The organism is Actinophytocola sp. (assembly GCF_035942955.1).
GTDB lineage: Bacteria > Actinomycetota > Actinomycetes > Mycobacteriales > Pseudonocardiaceae > DASYTH01.
On sequence record NZ_DASZCQ010000223.1, the window covers coordinates 1 to 19,472 of the forward strand.

15 protein-coding genes and 1 pseudogene are annotated in these 19,472 nt (G+C 69.9%); 6 read left to right on the forward strand and 10 right to left on the reverse strand.

What is annotated here, in order from left to right:
- Window positions 1-336: 336 nt before the first annotated feature.
- The 3 genes from VGX25_RS22865 to VGX25_RS22875 all read right to left on the reverse strand — a co-directional run bounded on the left by VGX25_RS22865 (window position 337) and on the right by VGX25_RS22875 (window position 1,905).
- Window positions 337-912, reverse strand: coding sequence for an HNH endonuclease signature motif containing protein (locus tag VGX25_RS22865; protein ID WP_326919923.1), 576 nt, complete (start codon window positions 910-912; stop codon window positions 337-339).
- On the reverse strand, window positions 909-1,493 hold the full coding sequence (locus VGX25_RS22870) for a DUF222 domain-containing protein (protein WP_326919924.1): 585 nt from the start codon (window positions 1,491-1,493) through the stop codon (window positions 909-911). Before VGX25_RS22870 ends, VGX25_RS22865 begins: the two co-directional genes overlap by 4 nt.
- A gap of 100 nt (window positions 1,494-1,593) precedes the next feature.
- Window positions 1,594-1,905 (reverse strand): transposase, encoded by a 312-nt coding sequence (locus VGX25_RS22875; protein ID WP_326919925.1) that lies wholly within the window; start codon window positions 1,903-1,905, stop codon window positions 1,594-1,596.
- A 66-nt stretch (window positions 1,906-1,971) separates the two neighbouring features.
- Here VGX25_RS22875 and VGX25_RS22880 point away from each other — a divergent pair.
- Window positions 1,972-2,684 (forward strand): annotated as a pseudogene (locus tag VGX25_RS22880) (transposase family protein); the annotation flags it as partial.
- Window positions 2,685-2,690: 6 nt separating this feature from the next.
- Here VGX25_RS22880 and VGX25_RS22885 read toward each other — a convergent pair.
- From VGX25_RS22885 to VGX25_RS22905, 5 genes are all read right to left on the reverse strand, one after another.
- Window positions 2,691-4,187, reverse strand: coding sequence for an ArnT family glycosyltransferase (locus VGX25_RS22885; protein WP_326919926.1), 1,497 nt, complete (start codon window positions 4,185-4,187; stop codon window positions 2,691-2,693).
- 120 nt (window positions 4,188-4,307) lie between these two features.
- Complete coding sequence (locus tag VGX25_RS22890) at window positions 4,308-6,065, reverse strand: AfsR/SARP family transcriptional regulator (RefSeq protein WP_326919927.1); 1,758 nt, start codon at window positions 6,063-6,065, stop codon at window positions 4,308-4,310.
- Window positions 6,066-6,076: 11 nt separating this feature from the next.
- Window positions 6,077-7,273: a phosphatidylinositol-specific phospholipase C1-like protein gene (locus VGX25_RS22895; protein ID WP_326919928.1), complete on the reverse strand. Its 1,197-nt coding sequence runs from the start codon at window positions 7,271-7,273 to the stop codon at window positions 6,077-6,079.
- An 84-nt stretch (window positions 7,274-7,357) separates the two neighbouring features.
- Complete coding sequence (locus VGX25_RS22900) at window positions 7,358-7,624, reverse strand: phosphopantetheine-binding protein (RefSeq protein WP_326919929.1); 267 nt, start codon at window positions 7,622-7,624, stop codon at window positions 7,358-7,360.
- Between the two features lie 77 nt (window positions 7,625-7,701).
- Window positions 7,702-9,672, reverse strand: coding sequence for a beta-galactosidase (locus VGX25_RS22905; protein WP_326919930.1), 1,971 nt, complete (start codon window positions 9,670-9,672; stop codon window positions 7,702-7,704).
- A 240-nt stretch (window positions 9,673-9,912) separates the two neighbouring features.
- Here VGX25_RS22905 and VGX25_RS22910 point away from each other — a divergent pair, with 240 nt between their 5' ends.
- Window positions 9,913-11,049: a glycoside hydrolase family 53 protein gene (locus VGX25_RS22910; RefSeq protein WP_326919931.1), complete on the forward strand. Its 1,137-nt coding sequence runs from the start codon at window positions 9,913-9,915 to the stop codon at window positions 11,047-11,049.
- A 208-nt stretch (window positions 11,050-11,257) separates the two neighbouring features.
- Window positions 11,258-13,492 carry a DUF6351 family protein gene (locus VGX25_RS22915; RefSeq protein ID WP_326919932.1) on the forward strand — a complete coding sequence of 745 codons (2,235 nt, stop codon included), beginning with the start codon at window positions 11,258-11,260 and terminating at the stop codon, window positions 13,490-13,492.
- Here VGX25_RS22915 and VGX25_RS22920 read toward each other — a convergent pair.
- A complete protein-coding gene (locus tag VGX25_RS22920; protein WP_326919933.1) occupies window positions 13,489-14,319 on the reverse strand; it encodes an SAM-dependent methyltransferase in 831 nt (276 codons plus the stop codon). The genes VGX25_RS22915 and VGX25_RS22920 overlap by 4 nt on opposite strands.
- 110 nt (window positions 14,320-14,429) lie before the next feature.
- A complete protein-coding gene (locus VGX25_RS22925) occupies window positions 14,430-15,368 on the reverse strand; it encodes a hypothetical protein (RefSeq protein ID WP_326919934.1) in 939 nt (312 codons plus the stop codon).
- A gap of 81 nt (window positions 15,369-15,449) precedes the next feature.
- Here VGX25_RS22925 and VGX25_RS22930 point away from each other — a divergent pair, with 81 nt between their 5' ends.
- From VGX25_RS22930 to VGX25_RS22940, 3 genes are all read left to right on the forward strand, one after another.
- Window positions 15,450-16,196 (forward strand): enoyl-CoA hydratase/isomerase family protein, encoded by a 747-nt coding sequence (locus tag VGX25_RS22930; protein ID WP_326919935.1) that lies wholly within the window; start codon window positions 15,450-15,452, stop codon window positions 16,194-16,196.
- A 183-nt stretch (window positions 16,197-16,379) separates the two neighbouring features.
- Window positions 16,380-16,778, forward strand: a complete 399-nt coding sequence (locus VGX25_RS22935) for a YciI family protein (protein WP_326919936.1) — start codon at window positions 16,380-16,382, stop codon at window positions 16,776-16,778.
- A 183-nt stretch (window positions 16,779-16,961) separates the two neighbouring features.
- On the forward strand, window positions 16,962-19,472 hold the full coding sequence (locus tag VGX25_RS22940; protein WP_326919937.1) for an alpha-L-arabinofuranosidase C-terminal domain-containing protein: 2,511 nt from the start codon (window positions 16,962-16,964) through the stop codon (window positions 19,470-19,472).

Consider the following 19,472-nt stretch of genomic DNA (forward strand, 5'->3'; position numbering starts at 1 on the left):
TTGCTTTCGGCCGTTCCCGGCTGCGTCGGAACGCCGGGGTGGTTCCGTTGTGCTTGCTGGGCACGGCGTTCCGTGGCACGGCTGTGGACAGGCGCCCGTGTACTGATTGCGGGGCAGCCCTGTCCACAGCCGTGCACCGGAGTCGGTTTCCCTCGGCTAGTGGGGCCGGTCACGTAGCCATGACCGGGCAGGTGCTGGTCGCCTGGGCGGGGTTGGTGGCGAGGTGGGGTCGCACGCCTGTGGACAGGTGCCCCGTCCACACCCGCGGGGCCCGCCCTGCCCACAGGCGCGCTCACCTTGAAAAGACCTTTTCAAAATCTATTTATGAAGAAATGGTCAGTACGGTGGAGGATCCGGATCCGACTCGGCCGGTTGGGTGACTGGCTCGGGCTCCACCATGTGCGTGAACCCCAAGGGGCTGGTCCACTCCAACCGGTCCCGGCCGAGTGTGCGCACCTGCCAGCCGCCTTCGTGTTTGGCGCGGTGGTGCCGCCGGCACAGGCACTGGCAGTTCTGGTCGCAGGTGGCGCCGGTTGGCCAGGGGATGCGGTGGTCCACATCGCACCGGCGGGCTCGACGGGTACAGCCGGGGTAGCGGCAGGTGCGATCGCGCACCTGCACGAACGTCTTCAACCACTGCGGCGGCACATAGCTCGGCGACGTCAAATCCACCACCACGCCGGTGTGGGGGTCGGTGCGCAGCCACCGCCAGCTCGTCGCCTCCGCCGCCAACTCCCGAGCCGCCTGGGCAGTCACCGGAAGCCCGTCTACCTCGGCCGGGCCCGAAGCGGGCATCGTCAGGTGAACCTCGACCACCCGGTTGCTGCCGGTGTCGGTGCCGAAGAGTAGGTCCAGGGCGATGTCGGCTTCGAGGTGGGCGAGGGTGCGGGGTTCGTTGCCCAGTGCCTTCATGCTCGGGCTCGGTCGGCGATGACCGCGTGTGCGGTGGCGATGTGCTCTGCCGTGTGGTGGATGGTCAGCGCCGCCATGCCCGGTTCGGTGGGGTAGGCATCGACCCGCCGCCCCCGTAGCTGTTCCCGACGGCGTTCCTCGGCGCCCTCCGGGTCCACCGCCAACACTGCCTTGGCCAGGGTGTTGCGTAGCTGGGTGGGGGTCTGCTGGCCGGCGTTGTCTAGCACGTGGGCTTCCACGGCCAGGGCGTGGTCGTCGGACAACTCGGCCACCGCGTCGGCGATCAGCTGGGCCTTGTATTCCTCGATCCACCCCTGATCCAACGCCACCAACGTCTGCGGCAGCCGCTCAACCAGAGTCCTCGCGAACTTCAACCGACGCTGCGCGGCCCGGTCGGACAGATGCAGCTGAGTGGCCACGTCAAGGTAGGCGAACTCGTCATCCTGGGTGTCGCGGGCGTAGGCGGCCAGCTGGTGCAACTGGACGGCTTGGTAGTGGCCGATCAGGACACCGGCCAACGCCGCGTCCCCGAGGAGATCTCGAGGCTCGGTCGCGGGCTGGTGGTCCTGAATGACGAGCACACCGACACGCTAGCCGACCCCACCGACAATTCCGGACCACCAGACCCATGATCAACAAATTGGGGAAAGATATTTGGAGAGCAGGCTGGTCGACCCAGCCTCATGACCGTCGCCGGGTCGGGTCGAGCTCCGACGCGACATAGGCGCTCGCCGCCTTCAGGATCTCGTTGGCACGTTTGAGTTCGGCGTTGTCTTTCCGCAGCCGCCGCAACTCGTCAAGCTCCGATGTGGATAGACGGTCGTCCCGCTCGCCGCGGTCGGCCTCGTCCTGGCGGATCCAGGTGCGCAACCTTTCCGGATGCACCCCCCACTGCTCGGCCAGCCGCCGGATCAGCGGCTTGGGGTCCGACTCCCGATACAGACGTACTGCCCGAGCCCGCAGTTCGTCGGGGTACTTCTTCGGTGCCGCCACGAAGACTTCTCTCCTGGCCCATCAGACCATGATCGAAAGTCTCCGGAGAAGCGGGGGAAGCTCACTCACCGCAGGCGGCTGGGGTCGGTGTGGCGCACGCTCAACCCAGGACAACCAGCACTGCTGGTGCTGGTGTCCCTGCGCACAGGCGAACCGTCCCCCGAGGTGGGCGCCGGGTCCGCGGTCTGTGCCACGACATGGTGGCACCATGTCAACGACACCGTCGACCTGCTGGCCCAGCGGACCCCGAAACTGCCAGAGGCACTGCGCAAGGCGAAACGGCAGGACATGGCCTACGTAGTCATCGACGGCACGCTGATCCCGATCGACCGGATCGCCGCCGACCGGCCCTTCTACTGCGGCGAGCACACGATGCACGGACTGAACCTGCAGGTGATCGCGTTGCCAGACGGCACGATTCTGTGGGTATTCGGTGACCTGCCCGGCAGCACCCACGACATCGCCGCCGCCCGGGGCGGCAAGCATCCTCGCCGCGCTGCGCGACACCGGGCTGATCGCCTTGGGCAACAAGGCCTACCGCGGCGACGACCACACCCGGCCACCACCTGATCACCCCGCACAAAGGGGGCCGCCACCAACCCAAGCCCCACAACGACGCCAACCGCGCCCACGCCCGCCTGCGCGGACCCGACGAACGCACCAACGCCCAACTCACCACCCGGCACATCCTGCACAACCTCCACTACTGCCCCCGCCGCGCCGGCCAACTCGCCAACACCATCCACCCACTACACAACCACCAGGTCACCGCCGGATGACAACGCTCAGTTGTGTTTGCGGAACTCGGGCCACATCTCGGACCATGGGCGGATGGGGTCGCGGCAGACGAGGATGAGTTTGCCGTCTTCTTGGTTGTCGAGGCCGATGCCGTTGTCGATGTGGCCTTGTTCGGTGCAGGAGGTGAAGAAGGGGGTGGCTTGGCGGGCGGGTTCTTTGGTGATGGTGACGACGACGCGGGCGGATTCGGGTGGGGAGCCGCGGAAGTAGAGTTCGTTGTGGCCACTGTAGATGTGGGGGAGGCCGAAATCTTTGGCGTAGCGGTCGAGGATGCCGGCTTGACCATAGTTCTGGGCCAGGATGACGGCCTTGGCGCGGTCGTCGGGGGGGAGGTTTCGTACGACGGTGGCGACCTGGGTGACGAACTGGGGCCAGCCTATGGATTCTCTTGGTACCTCGTTGAGGGCGAAGAGGGGGGTTCCGGCGGCGGCGGGCGGGGGGACGAGGGGCAGGACGGGGAGCGCCGTGAGGATTGCGTTGAGGGTGACCGATGCGACAAGGAGGTTGCGGCGGCGGGTGCTGGTGGACAGCCAGCGGACGGTGGGCTCGCAGCCGGCGGCGAACATCAGCAGGTGCAGGCCGAACAGGTAGTCGGCGCGGCCGGCCGAGTACAGCACCAGTGCGCAGGCTACGGGGTAGGCAATGGCGAAGCAGCGCAGCCGGGGGTCTCGCCAGAGGCGGAGCAGGCCGGCGGCGGCGATGATGGCGAGTGGCGGGCCGAGCAGCAGGATCTGGAGGGGGGCGAACAGGGCGAGGTTTCGGGGGCCGTTCCATTCCTTCAGGGCGTCGACCATTTGGGCCTGTGGCCAGTCGTTGGTGAGTTGGTACCACAGGTTGGGCAGGGCGATCAGGACGGCCAGCAGGGCGGCGGCCCAGAGTCGCTTGTCGCGCAGGACGGTGCGTGGGCCGGCGAGCAGGATTCCGGTTCCTACGCCGATGATCAGTAGGAGGATCAGGTGGCGGTTGTAGGTTGCCAGGCCGGCGACGGCGCCGACGGCGAACCACCATCGGCCGTCGGAACGCACGAGCGCGCGCAGCGTGAACAGGGTGGCGGCGGTCCACAGCGCGAGATCGAGGCTGAGCGTCAGCAGCGTGTGCCCGGCGACCAGCACCATTGACGAGGTGGCCGCTCCGACGGCGGCGAGCACCTGCGCATTCCGTCCGCCGCCGAGCTCGCGACAGATCAGTGCGACGAGCACCACCACGAGCGAGGCGATCATGGCCGGAAAGATGCGCAGGGCCACCACGTTGTCGCCGAAAATGGTGATCGAGGCTCGGGCGATCATCGGGGTGAGCGGTGGGGTGTCGAAATAGCCGAGCGCCGGTTGTTCACCGAGCAGCCGGAAGTACAGCTCGTCGCGGTAGTAGCCGTACCACGGGCTCAGTGCGAGCAGGATGCCGAACAGTGCCACGGAGATCGCGATGACCGGACGCCGTGCGGTCGGGGTCGTCGCGGGCGCGCGAGTATGCTCATTGACAAGCATCGGATTTTAGCTCCCCTGCCAGAATCTTTGACGGCTGTCATCGACGATACGGCCGGGAATTTGTGTGCACTACCGCCAAATGGGTATGCTCGAACACCACAGGGGCATTCGTCGAAAATGTCACGCTGATCGCGTGTTCTTATCATGGGTCGGCATATTAAGAATTGTCTGCCGAACCAGAGCGTGGATCCGGTAGCGCGGCTGACCGTTGGCGTCCGGCGGGGCCGGACGGACCAGCCGGGTGTCGATCAGGTGCTCCAGGATGTCCTCGGCCGCCCGCGGCGCGATCGCCAGGGCCCTGGCCGCCGCCCAGAGCGGGAACTCCGGCGACGGCAGGGTGGCCAGCCGGCGCAGCCCCGGCAGCAGCCCGCCGGCGAGGTTCCGGCAACCGTGCTCGATGGTCTCCCGTACCCGCGGTCCCAGCTCGTCTACAATAGACGGTGCGGCGGTGATCCGCCGGACCAGGTGGGAAATCGACCAGTGACCCTTGGCGGCCAGCCTGGCGCCGGCGGCGCGCAGCGCCAGCGGCAGGTGGCCGCACAGCTCGGCGAGCCGTTCGGCGGCCGCCGGCTCCGCGGCGAGCCGGCGTGGCCCGGCCAGCTTTCCGAGCAGAGCCAGCGATTCGCTCGGGTCCAGCACGTCCAGGTCGATCACGTCCAGCTCGGCGGCGGTGCCCAGCCAGGTCCGGCCGGTCACGATCACCAGGCACGCGGATTCGCCCGGCAGCAGGGGAAGCAGCTGCGCGTCGGCGGCGACGCCGTCCAGCAGCACGAGCATCCGGCGCCGGGCGAGCCGGCTGCGGTAGAGCTGGATCCGCTCGTCGACGGTGGCCGGGATGGCGTGGTCCGGCGTGCCCAGCGCGCGCAGGAACCAGGTCAGCACCTCGGCCGGATCCGGCGGCCGGCGCCCGGCGCCGCCGAGATCGGCGTACAGCTGCCCGTCGGGGAACTCGCCGGCGCAGGCGTGCGAAGCCCGCACGGCCAGCGCCGTCTTGCCAACGCCGGGCATGCCGATGACCATGAACCGGCGTCGCGCACCGGCGGCCAGCAACGTCAGGTCGGCCGCGCGGCCGGTGAACGTGGCGATGTCGGCGGGCAGCATGGCCGGGCGGACCGTCTGTCTACTTCGGATGGTCCAGCCCGTGCCGGGCTGATCGCGGCGAAGGATGGCGTAGTAGACCCGATCCAGCGCCTCACTCGGGCTGACCCCCAACTCCTCGGCGAGGATCCGGCGGCCCCGGTCGTACACCGCGAGCGCGTCGGCCTGCCGGTGGCAGCGGTACAGCGCGGTCATCAGCTGTGCCCGGAACCGTTCGCGGAGCCGGTGCTCGGCGACCAGGCCGGTCAGCTCGGGCACCAGCAGGGTATGGCGGCCGAGAGCCAGGTCCGCGTCGATCCGGCTCTCCAGGGCGGCGAGCCGGGCCTCCTCGAGCCGTGGACCCTCGGCGTTGGCGAGGAAATCGGTGACGTCGGCCAGCGCACGCCCGCGCCACAGGGCCAGCGCCGAGGTCAGCTGCGCCGCCGCCAGCTCGTACCGGGCCGCGGCCAGGTGCCGCTGGCCGAGCCCGGAAAGCCGCTCGAACTCGAGCCGGTCCACCCACGCCGGGCCGGTGCGCAGCAGGTATCCCGAATGCTGCCGGACGATCCGGCAGCCGGGCCCGAGCCGCTTGCGCAACCGGGACATGTACGTGTGGATCTGCGAGGTCGCCGTCGCCGGCGGCGCCGACCCCCACAGCAGCGTGCCGAGCCGGGCGTCGGTGAGCTCCGTCTCGCGGGCCAGCAGCAGCGCGGCGACCACCGTGCGCGGCTTGGCGCCGTCGAAGGTGAGCCGGCGGTCGCCGTCGCGGGCCTCGACCGGGCCGAGGACTCGGAACTCCATCCGGCCCGTGGTCAGCGGCGGGCGGGCTCGAGTGCGGCACTGTCGCAACCGGACACCAGGACGATCGGGTTGCAGCGGGCGACGGTGCCGCCGGGAATGGCCACGAAGTACGGGCTGCCGAACCGGTCGGCCATGCCCGGCGCGGGGTAGTCGGTGCTCACCCACTGCGCCCCGCTGGCCAGCGCGGTGTCCCGGTGGGCCGGGTCGTTGGCCCTTGCCTCAAGGGTGTCGTGATCCGCCCGGGTGCGCACCATGTAGCCCCGGCGAACCAGGTCGGTGATCTGCTCGGGACCGCCGGCGTCCCAGACGTACCGCTTCATGAACGCCCCGTCCGGCTGGCCCGGCTGGCTCTGGGTGAACATCAGGCGGCCCTCGAGGCTCGGATTTCCCTGGACGTAGGCATCCCGGTAGGTGGTGACGAAACCCTTCTGGTCCATCAGGAACATCACCTTGCCGCGGGTCTGCTCGACCGTGGGCCAGCCGGAGGCCAGCACCGACTGCTCGAGCGTCATGCCCGGCCGCCGCACGCTGTCCGGAGTGATCAGCCGGTCCCGGGAGAACACGCTGAGGATCTCCCGTTCCAGAGCCAGCATGCGATCCCGCGTCCACGGCAGCGGAATGACGGTGCCGGGCACCGGGGTCGGGTCGCCGGGCACGGTCAGCGGCGCGTCGTTGAACTCCAGCATGATCGCGATCGCGAGGTGCCCCCGGTTGCGGTCGGACCAGTCCTTCACCTGGCGCAGGCAGGCGACGAGGGTCAGGCACCTGGTGTGGTAGTCGGCGTCCTGGGCGTGCAGCACCTTCGTCCCCGGCTGCCGCATCGCCGGGTCGTAGGGCCCCTCGCCGGCCAGCTCGCGCAGCATGGGGGTCGCGTACAGGCCGCCGTCCGGGTCGGCGAACACGTCGAACTCCACCTGGCGCACGTGCTGCGCGCCGAGCTGCTCGTTGATCGGGGCCGCGGTGAACTCCAGCTCCGTCTCGGTCGCCGGGGACAGCTGGATGCGGATCGCCTTCTCCGCCGGCGTCGCCTCGACGTGATAGCTGTTGTGCGAGCCCACCACCTGGATCTGGTTGAGCCGCACTCCGTCATGGCTCGACGCCACGCCAATGTCGTTCGACCGCGCGCTGGCCACCGCGGGAATCGTGAACAGCATGCCGAGCACCAGGGCCGCCGTGGCCATCCTGCGCCGACGGGGAGTCCGTAACATGTGCCACCTCCGCTGCGTCCACAACGTGACCCCATACATCGTTGAGGGCGCCGCTCATTGCGGAGTAACCACGCGGCAAGCGGATCAGCTGGCCGCGCGCCAGTACGGGTTCGCCTGCTGCAGCCGGTGAAGCTGCCGCCACCAGCTGTCGATCGTCGGCTCCGCGGCCAGGTCGGCGTAGGCCACCGGCAGGCCCCGGACCCGCCATGTGTTGACCAGCCGCATGAGCGCCAGCGAGCTGACGCCGAGCCGCATGAGGTCGCCCCGATCGGGAATCTCCTCCGGCGGGCGACCGACGATCCGTGCCACCTCGCGCAGCAGCCCGGCCTTCGTCACAGCCGGTTCGTCCATCGTGCCCTACTTCCTCCAGCGGCCATCCCGATGCTGCCCGGCGTTCCCATACTTTGCCCATATTCGGGCCATATCCGTCAGTCCGTGCGGATCACCCGGACCTCGCCGGCCGGGATGTGCAGCAGGCCGTCGCACGGGCTGCCGGTGAGCAGCTCGGTGCCGGTGGCGGGGAGCTTGGCGTCCTGGTCGGCGTGGTTGATCGCGATGCGGAACGGGCCGCGGCGCACCAGCTCCAGGTCGGCCGGCAGGTCGTCGCGCGGGGCGAGACCGGCGTCGGCGCAGGCGCGGCGCAGCACGTCGTCCAGATCCCCGGCGCGCAGCCGGGTGGAGACGTACCAGGCGACGCCACCGCCGACCGGGTGGCGGGTGACCGCGGGCGCCGCGGCCGCCGGTCCATCCAAATAGGACAGTATGGGAGTTGCGCCGCGCGGCGTGATCAGCTCGGTCCAGGTGTCGGCGGTGGCGCCGTTGTCCAGGTGGACCGACTCGTCGGAGCGCAGCGGACGGAACTCCTCGACGGTCAGGCCGAGCAGATCGCGCAGGGCGCCGGGATGCGGGCCGGGGTGGACGGCGTCGTTGGCGTCGACGATGCCGGAGAAGTAGGACACGACGAGGGTACCGCCGTTTTCGACGTAGCGGGTGAGGGCCGTCGCGGTTTCGGCGGTGGTGAGGTAGAGGCTGGGCACGATCAGCAAAGGGTGGTCGGGCGGGTCGGTGGGGCGGACGAACTCGACGGTCAGGTGGGCGCGCCAGAGCCATTCGTAGTAGGCGTGGACGCGCTCGACGTAGTCGAGGTCGACCGACGGGCGGCAGTCCAGCTCGAGCGCCCACCAGGATTCCCAGTCCCACACCATGCCGACGTCGGCGCGGACGGTCGTGCCGCGGACCGGGCCGAGGGAGTCGAGCGCGGCGCCGAGGGCGACGACGTCGCGCCAGACCTGGGTTTCCGTGCCACCGTGCGGAAGCATCGCGGAGTGGAACTTCTCGGCGCCGAACCGGGAGGCGCGCCACTGGAAGAACAGCAGCCCGTCGGCGCCCCTTGCCAGGTGCGCAAGGCTGTTGCGGCGCAGCTCGCCCGGCCGCTTGGCGATGTTGCGCGGCTGCCAGTTGACCGCACTCGTCGAGTGCTCGAGGACCAGCCACGGCCGCCCGCCGGCCACGGCCCGGGTCAGGTCGGCGGCCATGGCCAGCTCGATGTGGTTGTCGGCCTGCTCGGCGCGCAAGTAGTGGTCGTTGGACACCACGTCGACCTCGTCGGCCCAGCGCCAGTAGTCCATGGTCTTGCAGCTCGCGATCATGAAGTTGGTGGTGACCGGGATCCCGGGGGACAGCCGGTGCAGGATGTCGCGCTCGGCCCGGAAGTTGGCCAGGTGCTCCTCGGCGGAGAAGCGCAGGAAGTCCAGCTGCTGCGCGGGGTTCCCGGCGGTCGGGGTGAGCCGGGCCGGCTCGATCTCGGCCCAGTCGCCGTAGCGCTGCCCCCAGAACGTGGTGCTCCAGGCCGCGTTGAGCGCGGCGAGTTCGCCGTAGCGGCGCCGCAGCCAGGTGCGGAACGCCGCGGCCGAGGTCTCGCAGTAGCAGGACGGGTTGTGGCAGCCGTACTCGTTGTGCGCGTGCCACAGCACGAGCGCCGGGTGGCCGGCGTACCGGGTGGCCAGCTGCTCGGTGATGCGCGCGGCGGCCGCGCGGTAGTCCGGTGAGCTCGGGCAGAACGACTGGCGGGCGCCGGTGCCGAACACCTGGCCCGCCCGGCCGACCAGGCGGCTCGCCGGGTACCGGTGGGTGAGCCAGGCGGGTGGGGCCGCGGTGGGCGTCGCCAGGTCGACGGCGATTCCCCCGCCGTGCAACAGGTCGAGGACCCGGTCCAGCCAGTCGAACCGGTACTCGCCCTCGGCCGGTTCGAGCTGGGCCCAGCTGAACACGCCGACGGTGACCAGGTTGACGCCGGCCTCGCGCATCAGGCGCACGTCCTCCGGCCAGACCTCCGGCGGCCACTGCTCGGGGTTGTAGTCGCCGCCGTAGGCAATGCGGTCGAGTCTAGGGATGATCATGGCGCCCTCCCGCAGCTCTCTGTGAGCGCTCACAGCAACATATCGGCTGATGAGAACTATTGACAGGATCGCGCGGCGAGTTCAAAACTGTGAGCGCTCACAGTTCCTTCCTTGTCGGCCGCGACGAGGTGGTGCGGCTGCTGCGGCGGCTCATCGCGGGAGAGCCGAACTCGGCTGTGATCTTACCTACTGAGCTCGTTATCAGAGAATCCGCTTTAACTGTCCATAAGGGAGTGTGTCATGTCCACCCTGCGCCGACGCACCGTCCTCGCTGTCCCGTTCGCCGCCACACTGGGAACGCTCGCCACGCAGATTCCCGCATCCGCCGCCGTCGGTCCGCTGATCCGGGGTGCGGATATCTCCTTCACCCTGCAGGAGGAAGCCGCGGGTCGGTCCTACCGGGACGGTGGGGTGGTGCGCCCGATCGAGCGGATCCTCGCCGACCGCGGGGCCAACTTCATCCGGTTGCGGGTGTGGACCGCGCCGCCGCCCGGCTACAGCACGCTGAGCTCGGCGCTGACCCTGGCCCGCCGCGCGCACGCCGTCGGCCAGCAAGTGCTGCTGAACCTGCACTACTGCGACTTCTGGGCCGACCCCAGCAAGCAGCCCACCCCCGCGGCCTGGGCCGGTCAGGACCTGCCGACCCTGGCCCAGACCGTGCGCCGGTACACCCGGGACGCCGTGGCCGCGTTCGCCCGCCAGGGCACCCCGGTCGCGATGATCCAGGTGGGCAACGAGATCACCAACGGGATGCTGTGGCCGCTCGGCCAGATCTACCGCTCCGACGGTGAGCACTGGGCCGAGTTCACCACCCTGCTCAAGGCCGGCATCGCCGGCGCCCGCGAGGGAAACCCGGCCGGCAACCCGCTGCAGATCATGCTGCACATCGACCGTGGCGGCGACAACGGCGGCTCCCGCTACTTCTTCGACCACGTGGGCACCCAGGGCGTCCAGTTCGACGTGATCGGCCAGTCCTACTACCCGATGTGGCACGGCTCGCTCGCCGCGCTGCGCGCCAACCTCAACGACCTGTCCACCCGCTACGGCAAGCCGCTGGTCCTGGCCGAGGTCTCCTACCCGTGGACCCTCGGCAACGGCGACCAGCTCGGCAACTTCGTCACGTCCAACAGCCAGCTCCCCGACGGGTCGAGGTTCCCAGCCACCCGCTCCGGCCAAGCCGCCTACTTCGAGGAACTGCGCGCCATCCTCGCCGCGGTCCCCGGCGGCCGCGGCGCCGGCTTCTTCGACTGGGAACCCGGCTGGCTCCCCGGCGTCGGCTGGACCACCGGCGAAGGCAACCCCAACGACAACCTCACCATGTTCGACTTCTCCGGCAACGCCCTCCCCTCCCTGCGCGCCTTCCGCCCGGGCAGCTAGCCGGGTAGGGCGGGTGTGGCTGCGCGAAGGCGGGACACATCTGCCCGAGGCCGGGACATGGCTGCCGGAAGGCGGGACACGCCCGGTGGCGGCGGGTGGTTTCCTCCGGCTGGCGCCTCCCGCGGTGTGGGATCACGCGCTAGCGTGGCCGGCGGGTAACGAGGCCCGGGAGGTTGGGATGGGTCGCCTTGTCGGTGTGGTTGCGGTCGTGGCGGCCGCCAGTTTGGTCAGCTCCGTGGTCGCGGCCGTGGCGGAGGAGGATGGGCGGCACGGTGCGGTTCGGCTGGAAGTGTTGTCGGGACCGGCGCGGTTCGTCAGCGGTGGGGCGGCGCGGGTCCGGGTGGCGCTGCCGGGGTCGGTTCCGCTGGACGCCGTGACGGTGACGGTGAACGGGGCCGACGTGAGCGACTCGTTCGGGCCCGACGACCGGGCTCGGCACGCGGTGGAGGGGGTGCTGCGCGGGCTGCCCCTCGGCGTGAGCACGGTCGAGGCGCGGGTGCCGGGCCACGGGCGGTTCGCGCGGGACACGCTGCGGCTGGTCAACCATCCGATCACCGGGCCGATGTTCTCCGGGCCCCAGCAACCCGACTTCTTCTGCTCGACGCCGGCGCACCTGGCCGGGTTCGACCTGGCCGGGCCGTTCCTCGACGACGACTGTTCGCTGGCCACTCGGGTCGGCTACTACTACCGCGCCGCGGACGGCACCTGGCGGCCGTTCGACCCGGCCGCGCCGCGCCCGGCCGACATGACGCGGACGACGACGAGCGACGGCGCCACGGTGGACTTCGTGATCCGCTGGGAGCGCGGCACGATCAACCGGTTCATCTACACGATCGCGGTGCTCGACCCCGACGTGTCCGGGCCGTCCGCGCTGCCGGCGTGGAACCGCAAGCTTATCTACTACTTCGGTGGCGGCGTGGCCATCGGACATTATCAGGGTTCGAACAACCAGGGTGAGTCCCGGTACGTGCACGGCCTCGGGCAGGGCTACGCGATCGCCTGGTCGACCGGGACGAAGACGAACACGCACTACAACCTGGTGGTCGGGGGCGAGACCGCGCTGATGGTCAAGTCCCGGTTCGTCACCGAGTACGACGACCCCGAGTACACCGTCGGGCTCGGCGGCTCCGGCGGCGGGATCCAGCAGTACGTGTACGGCCAGAACCACCCTGGTCTGCTCGACGGCGCGATCCCGCAGTACTCCTACCCGGACATGGTCACCCAGACGATCCACGTCGGCGACTGCGAGCTGCTCGAGCGCTGGATGGACCTGAAGGTGCGCGCGGATCCGACCTCGAAGTGGCGGGTGTGGAGCAACCGTACGCTCCTCGAGGGACTGTCTTCATCGGACACGATCGTCAACCCGTACCAGCCGCTGACCCCGTGGCTGGCCGCGCCCGGCTCGACCGAGTGCGTCAAGGGCTGGCGGGGCCTGTCGCCGCTGGTGCTCAACCCGAAGTTCGGCACCGCGCCGGGCATCACCCCGGAGCAGCAGGCCGCGGTCGAATGGACGCACTGGAACGACGCGGTCAACGTGTACGGGCGCGATCCGGTCACCGGCTTCGCCAGGTCCACATGGGACAACGTCGGTGTCCAGTACGGCTTGCAGACTCTGCTCAACGGACACATCACGCCGGCGGAGTTCCTCGACCTCAACGCCTCGATCGGCGGCTGGAAGCCGCCGGCCGAGAACGTGCAGGAGGGCTGCCCGTTCATCCAGACCGCCTGTCCGTCCGATGTGGACGTATGGAGCGCGCGGAACATGACGGCTCCCGGGCCGAACGGCGTGGCCCCGCGGACCGAGGGAAGCGTCGAGGCGATGCGGGCCGCCTACCGGTCCGGGCTGGTCTTCGACGGCAGGATCGACATTCCGATCATCGACTGGCGCCACTACCTCGACGCCGAGTTGGACATGCACAACGCCCGCCAGTCGTTCGCGTCCCGGCAGCGCATGCTGGACCGCAAGGGAAGCGCGGCCAACCAGGTGGTGTGGTTCACCGACGCCCGGCCGGCCCGCGCGTTCGACCAGACCCCGATGGCGCTGGCCGTGATGGACGAGTGGCAGCGCAACCTGCGCGCCCACCCCGAGCGCGGCGTGGTCGGGAACAAGCCGCCGGCGGCGGTGGACAGCTGCTTCGCCACCGACGGCACGCTGCTGCACCGGGGATCGGACGCCTGGCGCGGGATCATCGACTCCGGCCCGGCCGGCCCGTGCACCCAGCGGTTCCCCATCCACGGCACGTCGCGCACGATCGCCGGCGGCCCGTTCGACGAGCAGCACTACAAGTGCGCGCTGCAGCCGGTCGAGGCCGCGATTGCCCGCGGCGTCTACGGACCGTGGCGCCCGACCCCGGCCGAGGTGGACCGGCTCAAGCAGATCTTCCCCACCGGTGTCTGCAACTACGCCAGGCCCGATGTCGGCCGGCCGCACGCGTTCGGTTAGCCGGGGCGGCGGGCGACGATCAGCGCGTAGCCCAGCTCCGGCACCAGCGCGGCGGGATTGCGGAACGACTGCAGGATCGGGATGACGACCTCGCCGTAGCGCGCCAGCAGCTCGTCGTAGCGCCGGTCGACGGTCTCGATCACCCGCCGGCTGGTGATCTGGGTGTGCCTGCTGATGTCGAGGAACTCCACCAGCTCCAATCCGGACTCACGCACCAGCGCGCGGTAGCCGTCCTCGAACAGCAACGGGCTGGCGTGCATCAGGTCCAGCTGTTCCCGCACCAACCGCGCGTTCTCGTCGGTCATCGGGCCGAGCTGCAACTGGTCGGTGATCACGATCCGCCCGCCCGGCCGCAGCACCCGGCGGGCCTCCCGCAGCGCACGCGGCCGGTCCATGTGCATCAGCGCTTCGAAGATCCATACGACGTCGAAGCCGCCGTCCGGGAAGGGCAGATCCAGCGCGTCGGCGTAGTCGAACCGGACCCGGTCGTGCAGACCCTTTGCCACGGCCCGCTGGTTCGCCTCGTCGATCTGTGACTGGTTGTTGGAGACGCCGACGACCTCGGCGGGCGTCTTCTCGGCCAGCCGGAGGGCCGGCACACCGAGGCCGCAGCCGATGTCGAGCACCCGCCCGCCCCCGCCGAGCTCGGACCTCTCGATGAGCAGGTCGGTCAACCGTTCGGTCGCGACCTGGATCGAGCTATCGTCCTCTTCGGACTCCCAGTAGCCCTGGTGGAAGTTGTCGCCCCACACGTCGAGCAGAACGAGGTTGGTCACCTCGTAGAACTCATCGGTCTCCGCGGACGTTGGCGCCGAATCCGTGGTCAAGACTGCCTCCCTAGGGCCCCCGGCGGCGGGGCGTGAGCCGACGAATCACCGCATCGTCATCATCCGGTCACGCCCCGCTCACCCGCATCTTGCGACGTGCGATTCGCACGCTAGATGCAGATCAGGTAGGCGCCGTGGTGCATCAGGACGGTTCCCAGCTCAGGGTTCCGGTACGCCTCGGTCACCAGCTGGTAGTCCTTGAACGGGTTGTACCGGCTGAAGCGGTCGAGGTACCACTGCCCCATCTCGTAGTCGTCGACGGTCGCGCCCATCGACATGGGCGTCTTGTCCTCCGTGCAGCTCAGATCGACCCGGCTGGCCGAGTCGGCGGGCAGCAGCCCGCCGCCGGGCTGCTCCGTGGCGCGGTGCTCGATCCCGTCGAACGCGTACTCGTACCCGCAGGCCGCCACCGCGGTCACCGACCAGTTGCCCGGGACCGCGCCGCCGAGCGCGCCGGACTGCTCGGTCGCCCGCGCGGTGACCGTGTTCAGGTCCTGGTTGACCGAGAAACCCTGGAATACGACCCGCGGGTCGGGCAGGTCGCCGACCGTGGGCGCCGGCTGCGATCCGTCGCTTGTGGACACCTGGCCGCCCATCCCGACCACCTTCGTCCCGCGCGGGCACTCGACCTCCACGTCCTTGATCGGAGTCGAGTCGTGCGAGCTCGGGGCGGAGACGTACATCGGCACGGTGTCGTCGGTGCAGTAGGCCCCGGCGGTCACGCTCCAGCTGGAATCCGTGCCGGTGAGGTCCTCCCGCGCCTTGACGACGAACTGGTACTGCAGCGCCCCGAGGTTGTGCAGCGGGAATGCGGACTCGATGAGGACCTGGCCCGCGCCCCCGGTCAGCTCCGCGGCGCCGCCGAGCACCGCCATGCCGGGCGGGCACACGGCCACCGCGATCTTCGGCGAGGACGAGTTGAACGCCGTCGTCGCCGGCACGAAGGTCACCGAAGGCACGGCGGCCCGCGCGGTACCGGTGGTCCCCACCACCGTGACCGCCGACAGCACCGCCGTCGCCGCCAGCACGGTGGCCACGCTCTTGTTCATGGCTTGCCCCTCTCGTCGGTAAGTGCCATGCCTGACACGACAAGGAGGGGTCGGCCACCCGAACCCTTACAGTTTCTCGCTATGACTACTTCGGCTGCGGTGCTTCGGCGGAGCGGGGCGATCGCCGAGATCGTCCTCAACCGGCCGGCGAAGCTCAACGCGATGAACATGGCGTGGATGCGGGATCTGGACGCGGCGGTCGGCGCGCTGCCCGGCGACCGGGAGCTGCGGGTGGTCGTCGTACGCGGGGCGGGGCGGGCGTTCTGCTCGGGCCTTGACCTGGACATGATGGCGGAGCAGGGAATGCCGCCCGGCTTCTTCGCCACCCAGGAGAAGATCTTCACCGCGCTCGAGCGCCTGCCGGCGATCGTCGTCGCGCAGATCCACGGCTACTGCCTCGGCGGCGGCCTGCAGCTCGCGCTCGCCTGCGACGTTCGGATCGCCAGCGCGGACGCGATGCTCGGCCTGCCGGCGGCGCTGGAGGGTCTGGTGCCGGGCGTCGCCGCCTGGCGGCTGCCCCGGTTCGTCGGCCTCGGCCGCGCGCTGCGCCTCGCCCTGCTCGGCAAGCCCGTCGACGCGGCCACGGCGCTCGACATGGGCCTCGTCGACCACCTGCTGCCGGTCGACGGGTTCGGTTCCGCGGCAAGCGAGATCGTGTCCCAGTACGCCGAGGTGCCGCACCGGGCCGCGGTGGGGATCAAGGAGATGGCCCGCTCGGCCTTCGACGTCCCGTTCGACCAGGCCTTCACCAGGGCGCAGGATATCGTCGCCGAGTGCCTACGGGATCCGGACACCGCCGCCGCCAGGCAGGCATGGGCCAATCGCTGACCCGCGCCCAGGTGCTGGGCTACCGGGCCGCGGTGCACCACCTGGAGCGCCCGGCGGGGGAGGGACCCGATCACCGAGCTAGCGGCGCAAAATGTTCGCCGCGGGACGTAGAGGGCCGCGGCCCGGCTCCGACCCTGTGGTGAGAGCGCGCCCGACGCGCGCCCGCATGGAGGAGAGCATCGGATGAAGTACATGCTGTTGATGAGCACCGGACCGGCCGACGGGGTGCCGCCGTCCTACGAGTGGACGCCGGAGGAGGTCAAGGCGAGCTGGGCGCACATGGGCCGGATCCACAAGGAGCTGGCCGAGTCGGGTGAGCTGGTCGGCGCGGAAGGCCTGTCCGGCCCGGAAACGGCCAAGATCGTGACCAGCGACGGGGTCGACGCCCCGATCGTGACCGACGGCCCGTTCCCCGAGTCCAAGGAGTTCCTCGCCGGCTTCTGGCTCATCGACGTCGACACCGAGGAGCGGGCCATCGAGATCGCCGCCCGAACCTCCGCCGCCCCGGGCCCCGGCGGCAGGCCGACCCGCAAACCCATCGAGGTCCGCCCGGTCATGACCGCGACCAACCCGGAGCTCTGACGCACCGGTCAGATCCAGATCGCGCACGGTATTCCATCGTTGAACACCTGGGGCGGGTCGGGCAGGCACACCGCGCCCGCCCCTAGGTGACGTTGACGAGTCCCCGGGTCGTCTTTAGTGTCTTTTGGGTTACGAGTCGAACGATGTTCGAGATGCCGAACAGCCCCTGCTCTAGGGACGCTCATGCGCGCAGCTGCAGCTTTTCGCCGGTTCCGAATCCGTCTCCTCGCCGTGGTGCTCGCCGCGGGCATGGTGGTCGGCCTGCCCGGCGCCGGGCAGGCCGTGGAGATCGACTACCGGGTGACGGTCGACGGGGCCGGCGCCGGCCCGGAGATCTCCGACACCATGTACGGGGTCTTCTTCGAGGACATCAACCGCGCGGCCGACGGCGGGCTGTACGCCGAGCTGGTGCAGAACCGGTCGTTCGAGTACGACCGGGTGGACAACGCCGCGTTCACCCCGCTGACCGGGTGGGCCCCGACGGCCGGCTCGGCGAGCGTCACGGTCGTCGACGACGAGGCCCGGCTCAACGAGCGCAACCGGCGCTACCTGCGGCTCGGCCTGCCGGCGGGCGTGATCAACGCCGGCTACAACTCGGGGATCCGGCTGGAGCAGGGCAAGACCTACGACTTCTCGGTCTGGGCGCGCACCGACGCGCAGGCGGGCACGCCGCTGACGGTCGCGCTCACCGATCCGGCCGGCGCGAACCTCGCCGCCCCACTGCGGGTCCAGGTGCGCGGCGACACCTGGACCCGGTACACCGGCTCGCTGTCCGCCCGCACCGCGAGCATCACCGGCCGCCTGCTGGTCAGCGGCGGGGGAGCGGGCACACTGCGGCTGGACATGGTGTCGCTGTTCCCGCGCGACACCTACAAGGGCCGGGCCAACGGGATGCGCCGCGACCTGGCCGAGAAGATCTCCGCTCTGCGCCCCGGCTTCATCCGCTTCCCCGGCGGCTGCCTGGTGAACACCGGCAGCCACTACGGCTACGAGGCGCCGGACTTCGAGCGCCGGCGGTCCTACCAGTGGAAGGACACCATCGGCCCGGTCGAGCAGCGCGCCACCAACGCCAACTTCTGGGGCTACAACCAGTCATACGGCCTCGGCTACTACGAGATGTTCCAGTTCGCCGAGGACATCGGCGCGATGCTGCTCCCGGTGGTGCCCGCGCTGGTCACCGGGTGCGGGCAGAACCGGGCGACCGACGACCCGGCGTTGCTGCAGCGGCACATCCAGGACACGCTTGACCTGATCGAGTTCGCCAACGGTCCGGCCGACTCGACGTGGGGGCGCGTGCGGGCGCAGATGGGGCATCCGCAGCCGTTCGGCCTGACCCACCTCGAGGTGGGCAACGAGGAGAACCTGCCGGACCAGTTCTTCGCCCGCTTCACCGAGTTCCGCGCCGCGATCGCGGCCAGGTACCCGGACGTCACGGTGATCAGCAACTCCGGACCCGACGACATCGGGGCCACGTTCGACCGGCTCTGGCAGCTCAACCGGCAGGCCGGCGTGGCCATGGTCGACGAGCACTACTACAACAGCCCCACCTGGTTCCTGCAGAACAACCTGCGCTACGACGGCTACGACCGCAACGGGCCCAAGGTGTTCCTCGGCGAGTACGCGTCGCTGGACAACCGGTTCCGCAACGCGCTGGCCGAGGCGAGCTACCTGACGGGCGCCGAGCGCAACGCCGACGTGGTGCGGCTGGTCTCCTACGCGCCGCTGCTGGCCAACGAGGATTACGTGCAGTGGCGGCCGGACATGATCTGGTTCAACAACCGCGCGGTGTGGGGATCGGCCAGCTACGAGGTGCAGAAGCTGTTCATGACCAACGTGGGCGACGGTGTGGTGCCAAGCACCTCGACCGGTTCACCGTCCACATCGGAGCCGATCACCGGCGCGGTCGGACTGTCCACATGGGGCACCGCGGCCGCCTACGACGACGTCCAGGTCACCACGGCCGCCGGCGCCGAGCTGTTCGCCGACGACTTCTCCGGCACCGCCGACCGGTGGACCAACATCGCCGGCCGCGGCTCGTGGGCGGTCAGCGACGGCGCCTTCGTGCAGTCCGACGCGGTCGCGGAGAACACCATGGTGATGGCCGGCGACCCGGCGTGGCGCGACTATGACCTGAACGTCAAGGCCACCAAGCTGTCCGGCCGCGAGGGCTTCCTGGTCGGCTTCGGGGTCAAGGATTCCAACAACTACTACTGGTGGAACATCGGCGGCTGGAACAACACCCAGACCGCGGTGGAGAAGGCGGTCGGCGGCGGCAAGGAGATCATGGTCGCGGACGGCACCCGGGTGGAGACCGGCCGGGCGTACGACGTGCGGATCCAGGTCCGCGGCCGCAACGTCCAGCTGTTCCTCGACGGCCAGAAGTGGGGCGAGTTCACCGACAACAAGGTGCTCGAGCCGTTCCGCCAGGTCGTCACCCGGGACCGCGCCACCGGTGAGCTGATCATCAAGGTGGTCAACGCGCAGGATGCCGCCGCCCGTACCACGGTCGAGCTTCGCGGCGTCCGGGTCGAGCGCGGCGCCCGCGTGATCACCCTGCAGGGCCACCCCGACGACGTGAACACCCAGTTCACCAGCCCGATCGCGCCGCGCGAGTCCCGGATGGACGTTGCGGACACGTTCACCCACACGTTCCCGCCGAACTCTGTCACATTCATTCGGGTCAAGACGAGGTGA

Coding starts and splice junctions, on each gene's coding strand:
- VGX25_RS22940 (WP_326919937.1), top strand. CDS start 16,962: ATGCGCGCAGCTGCAGCTTTTCGCCGGTTCCGAATCCGTCTCCTCGCC.
- VGX25_RS22925 (WP_326919934.1), bottom strand. CDS start 15,368: ATGAACAAGAGCGTGGCCACCGTGCTGGCGGCGACGGCGGTGCTGTCG.
- VGX25_RS22865 (WP_326919923.1), bottom strand. CDS start 912: ATGAAGGCACTGGGCAACGAACCCCGCACCCTCGCCCACCTCGAAGCC.
- VGX25_RS22905 (WP_326919930.1), bottom strand. CDS start 9,672: ATGATCATCCCTAGACTCGACCGCATTGCCTACGGCGGCGACTACAAC.
- VGX25_RS22895 (WP_326919928.1), bottom strand. CDS start 7,273: ATGTTACGGACTCCCCGTCGGCGCAGGATGGCCACGGCGGCCCTGGTG.
- VGX25_RS22910 (WP_326919931.1), top strand. CDS start 9,913: ATGTCCACCCTGCGCCGACGCACCGTCCTCGCTGTCCCGTTCGCCGCC.
- VGX25_RS22900 (WP_326919929.1), bottom strand. CDS start 7,624: ATGGACGAACCGGCTGTGACGAAGGCCGGGCTGCTGCGCGAGGTGGCA.
- VGX25_RS22935 (WP_326919936.1), top strand. CDS start 16,380: ATGAAGTACATGCTGTTGATGAGCACCGGACCGGCCGACGGGGTGCCG.
- VGX25_RS22930 (WP_326919935.1), top strand. CDS start 15,450: ATGACTACTTCGGCTGCGGTGCTTCGGCGGAGCGGGGCGATCGCCGAG.
- VGX25_RS22890 (WP_326919927.1), bottom strand. CDS start 6,065: ATGGAGTTCCGAGTCCTCGGCCCGGTCGAGGCCCGCGACGGCGACCGC.
- VGX25_RS22885 (WP_326919926.1), bottom strand. CDS start 4,187: ATGCTTGTCAATGAGCATACTCGCGCGCCCGCGACGACCCCGACCGCA.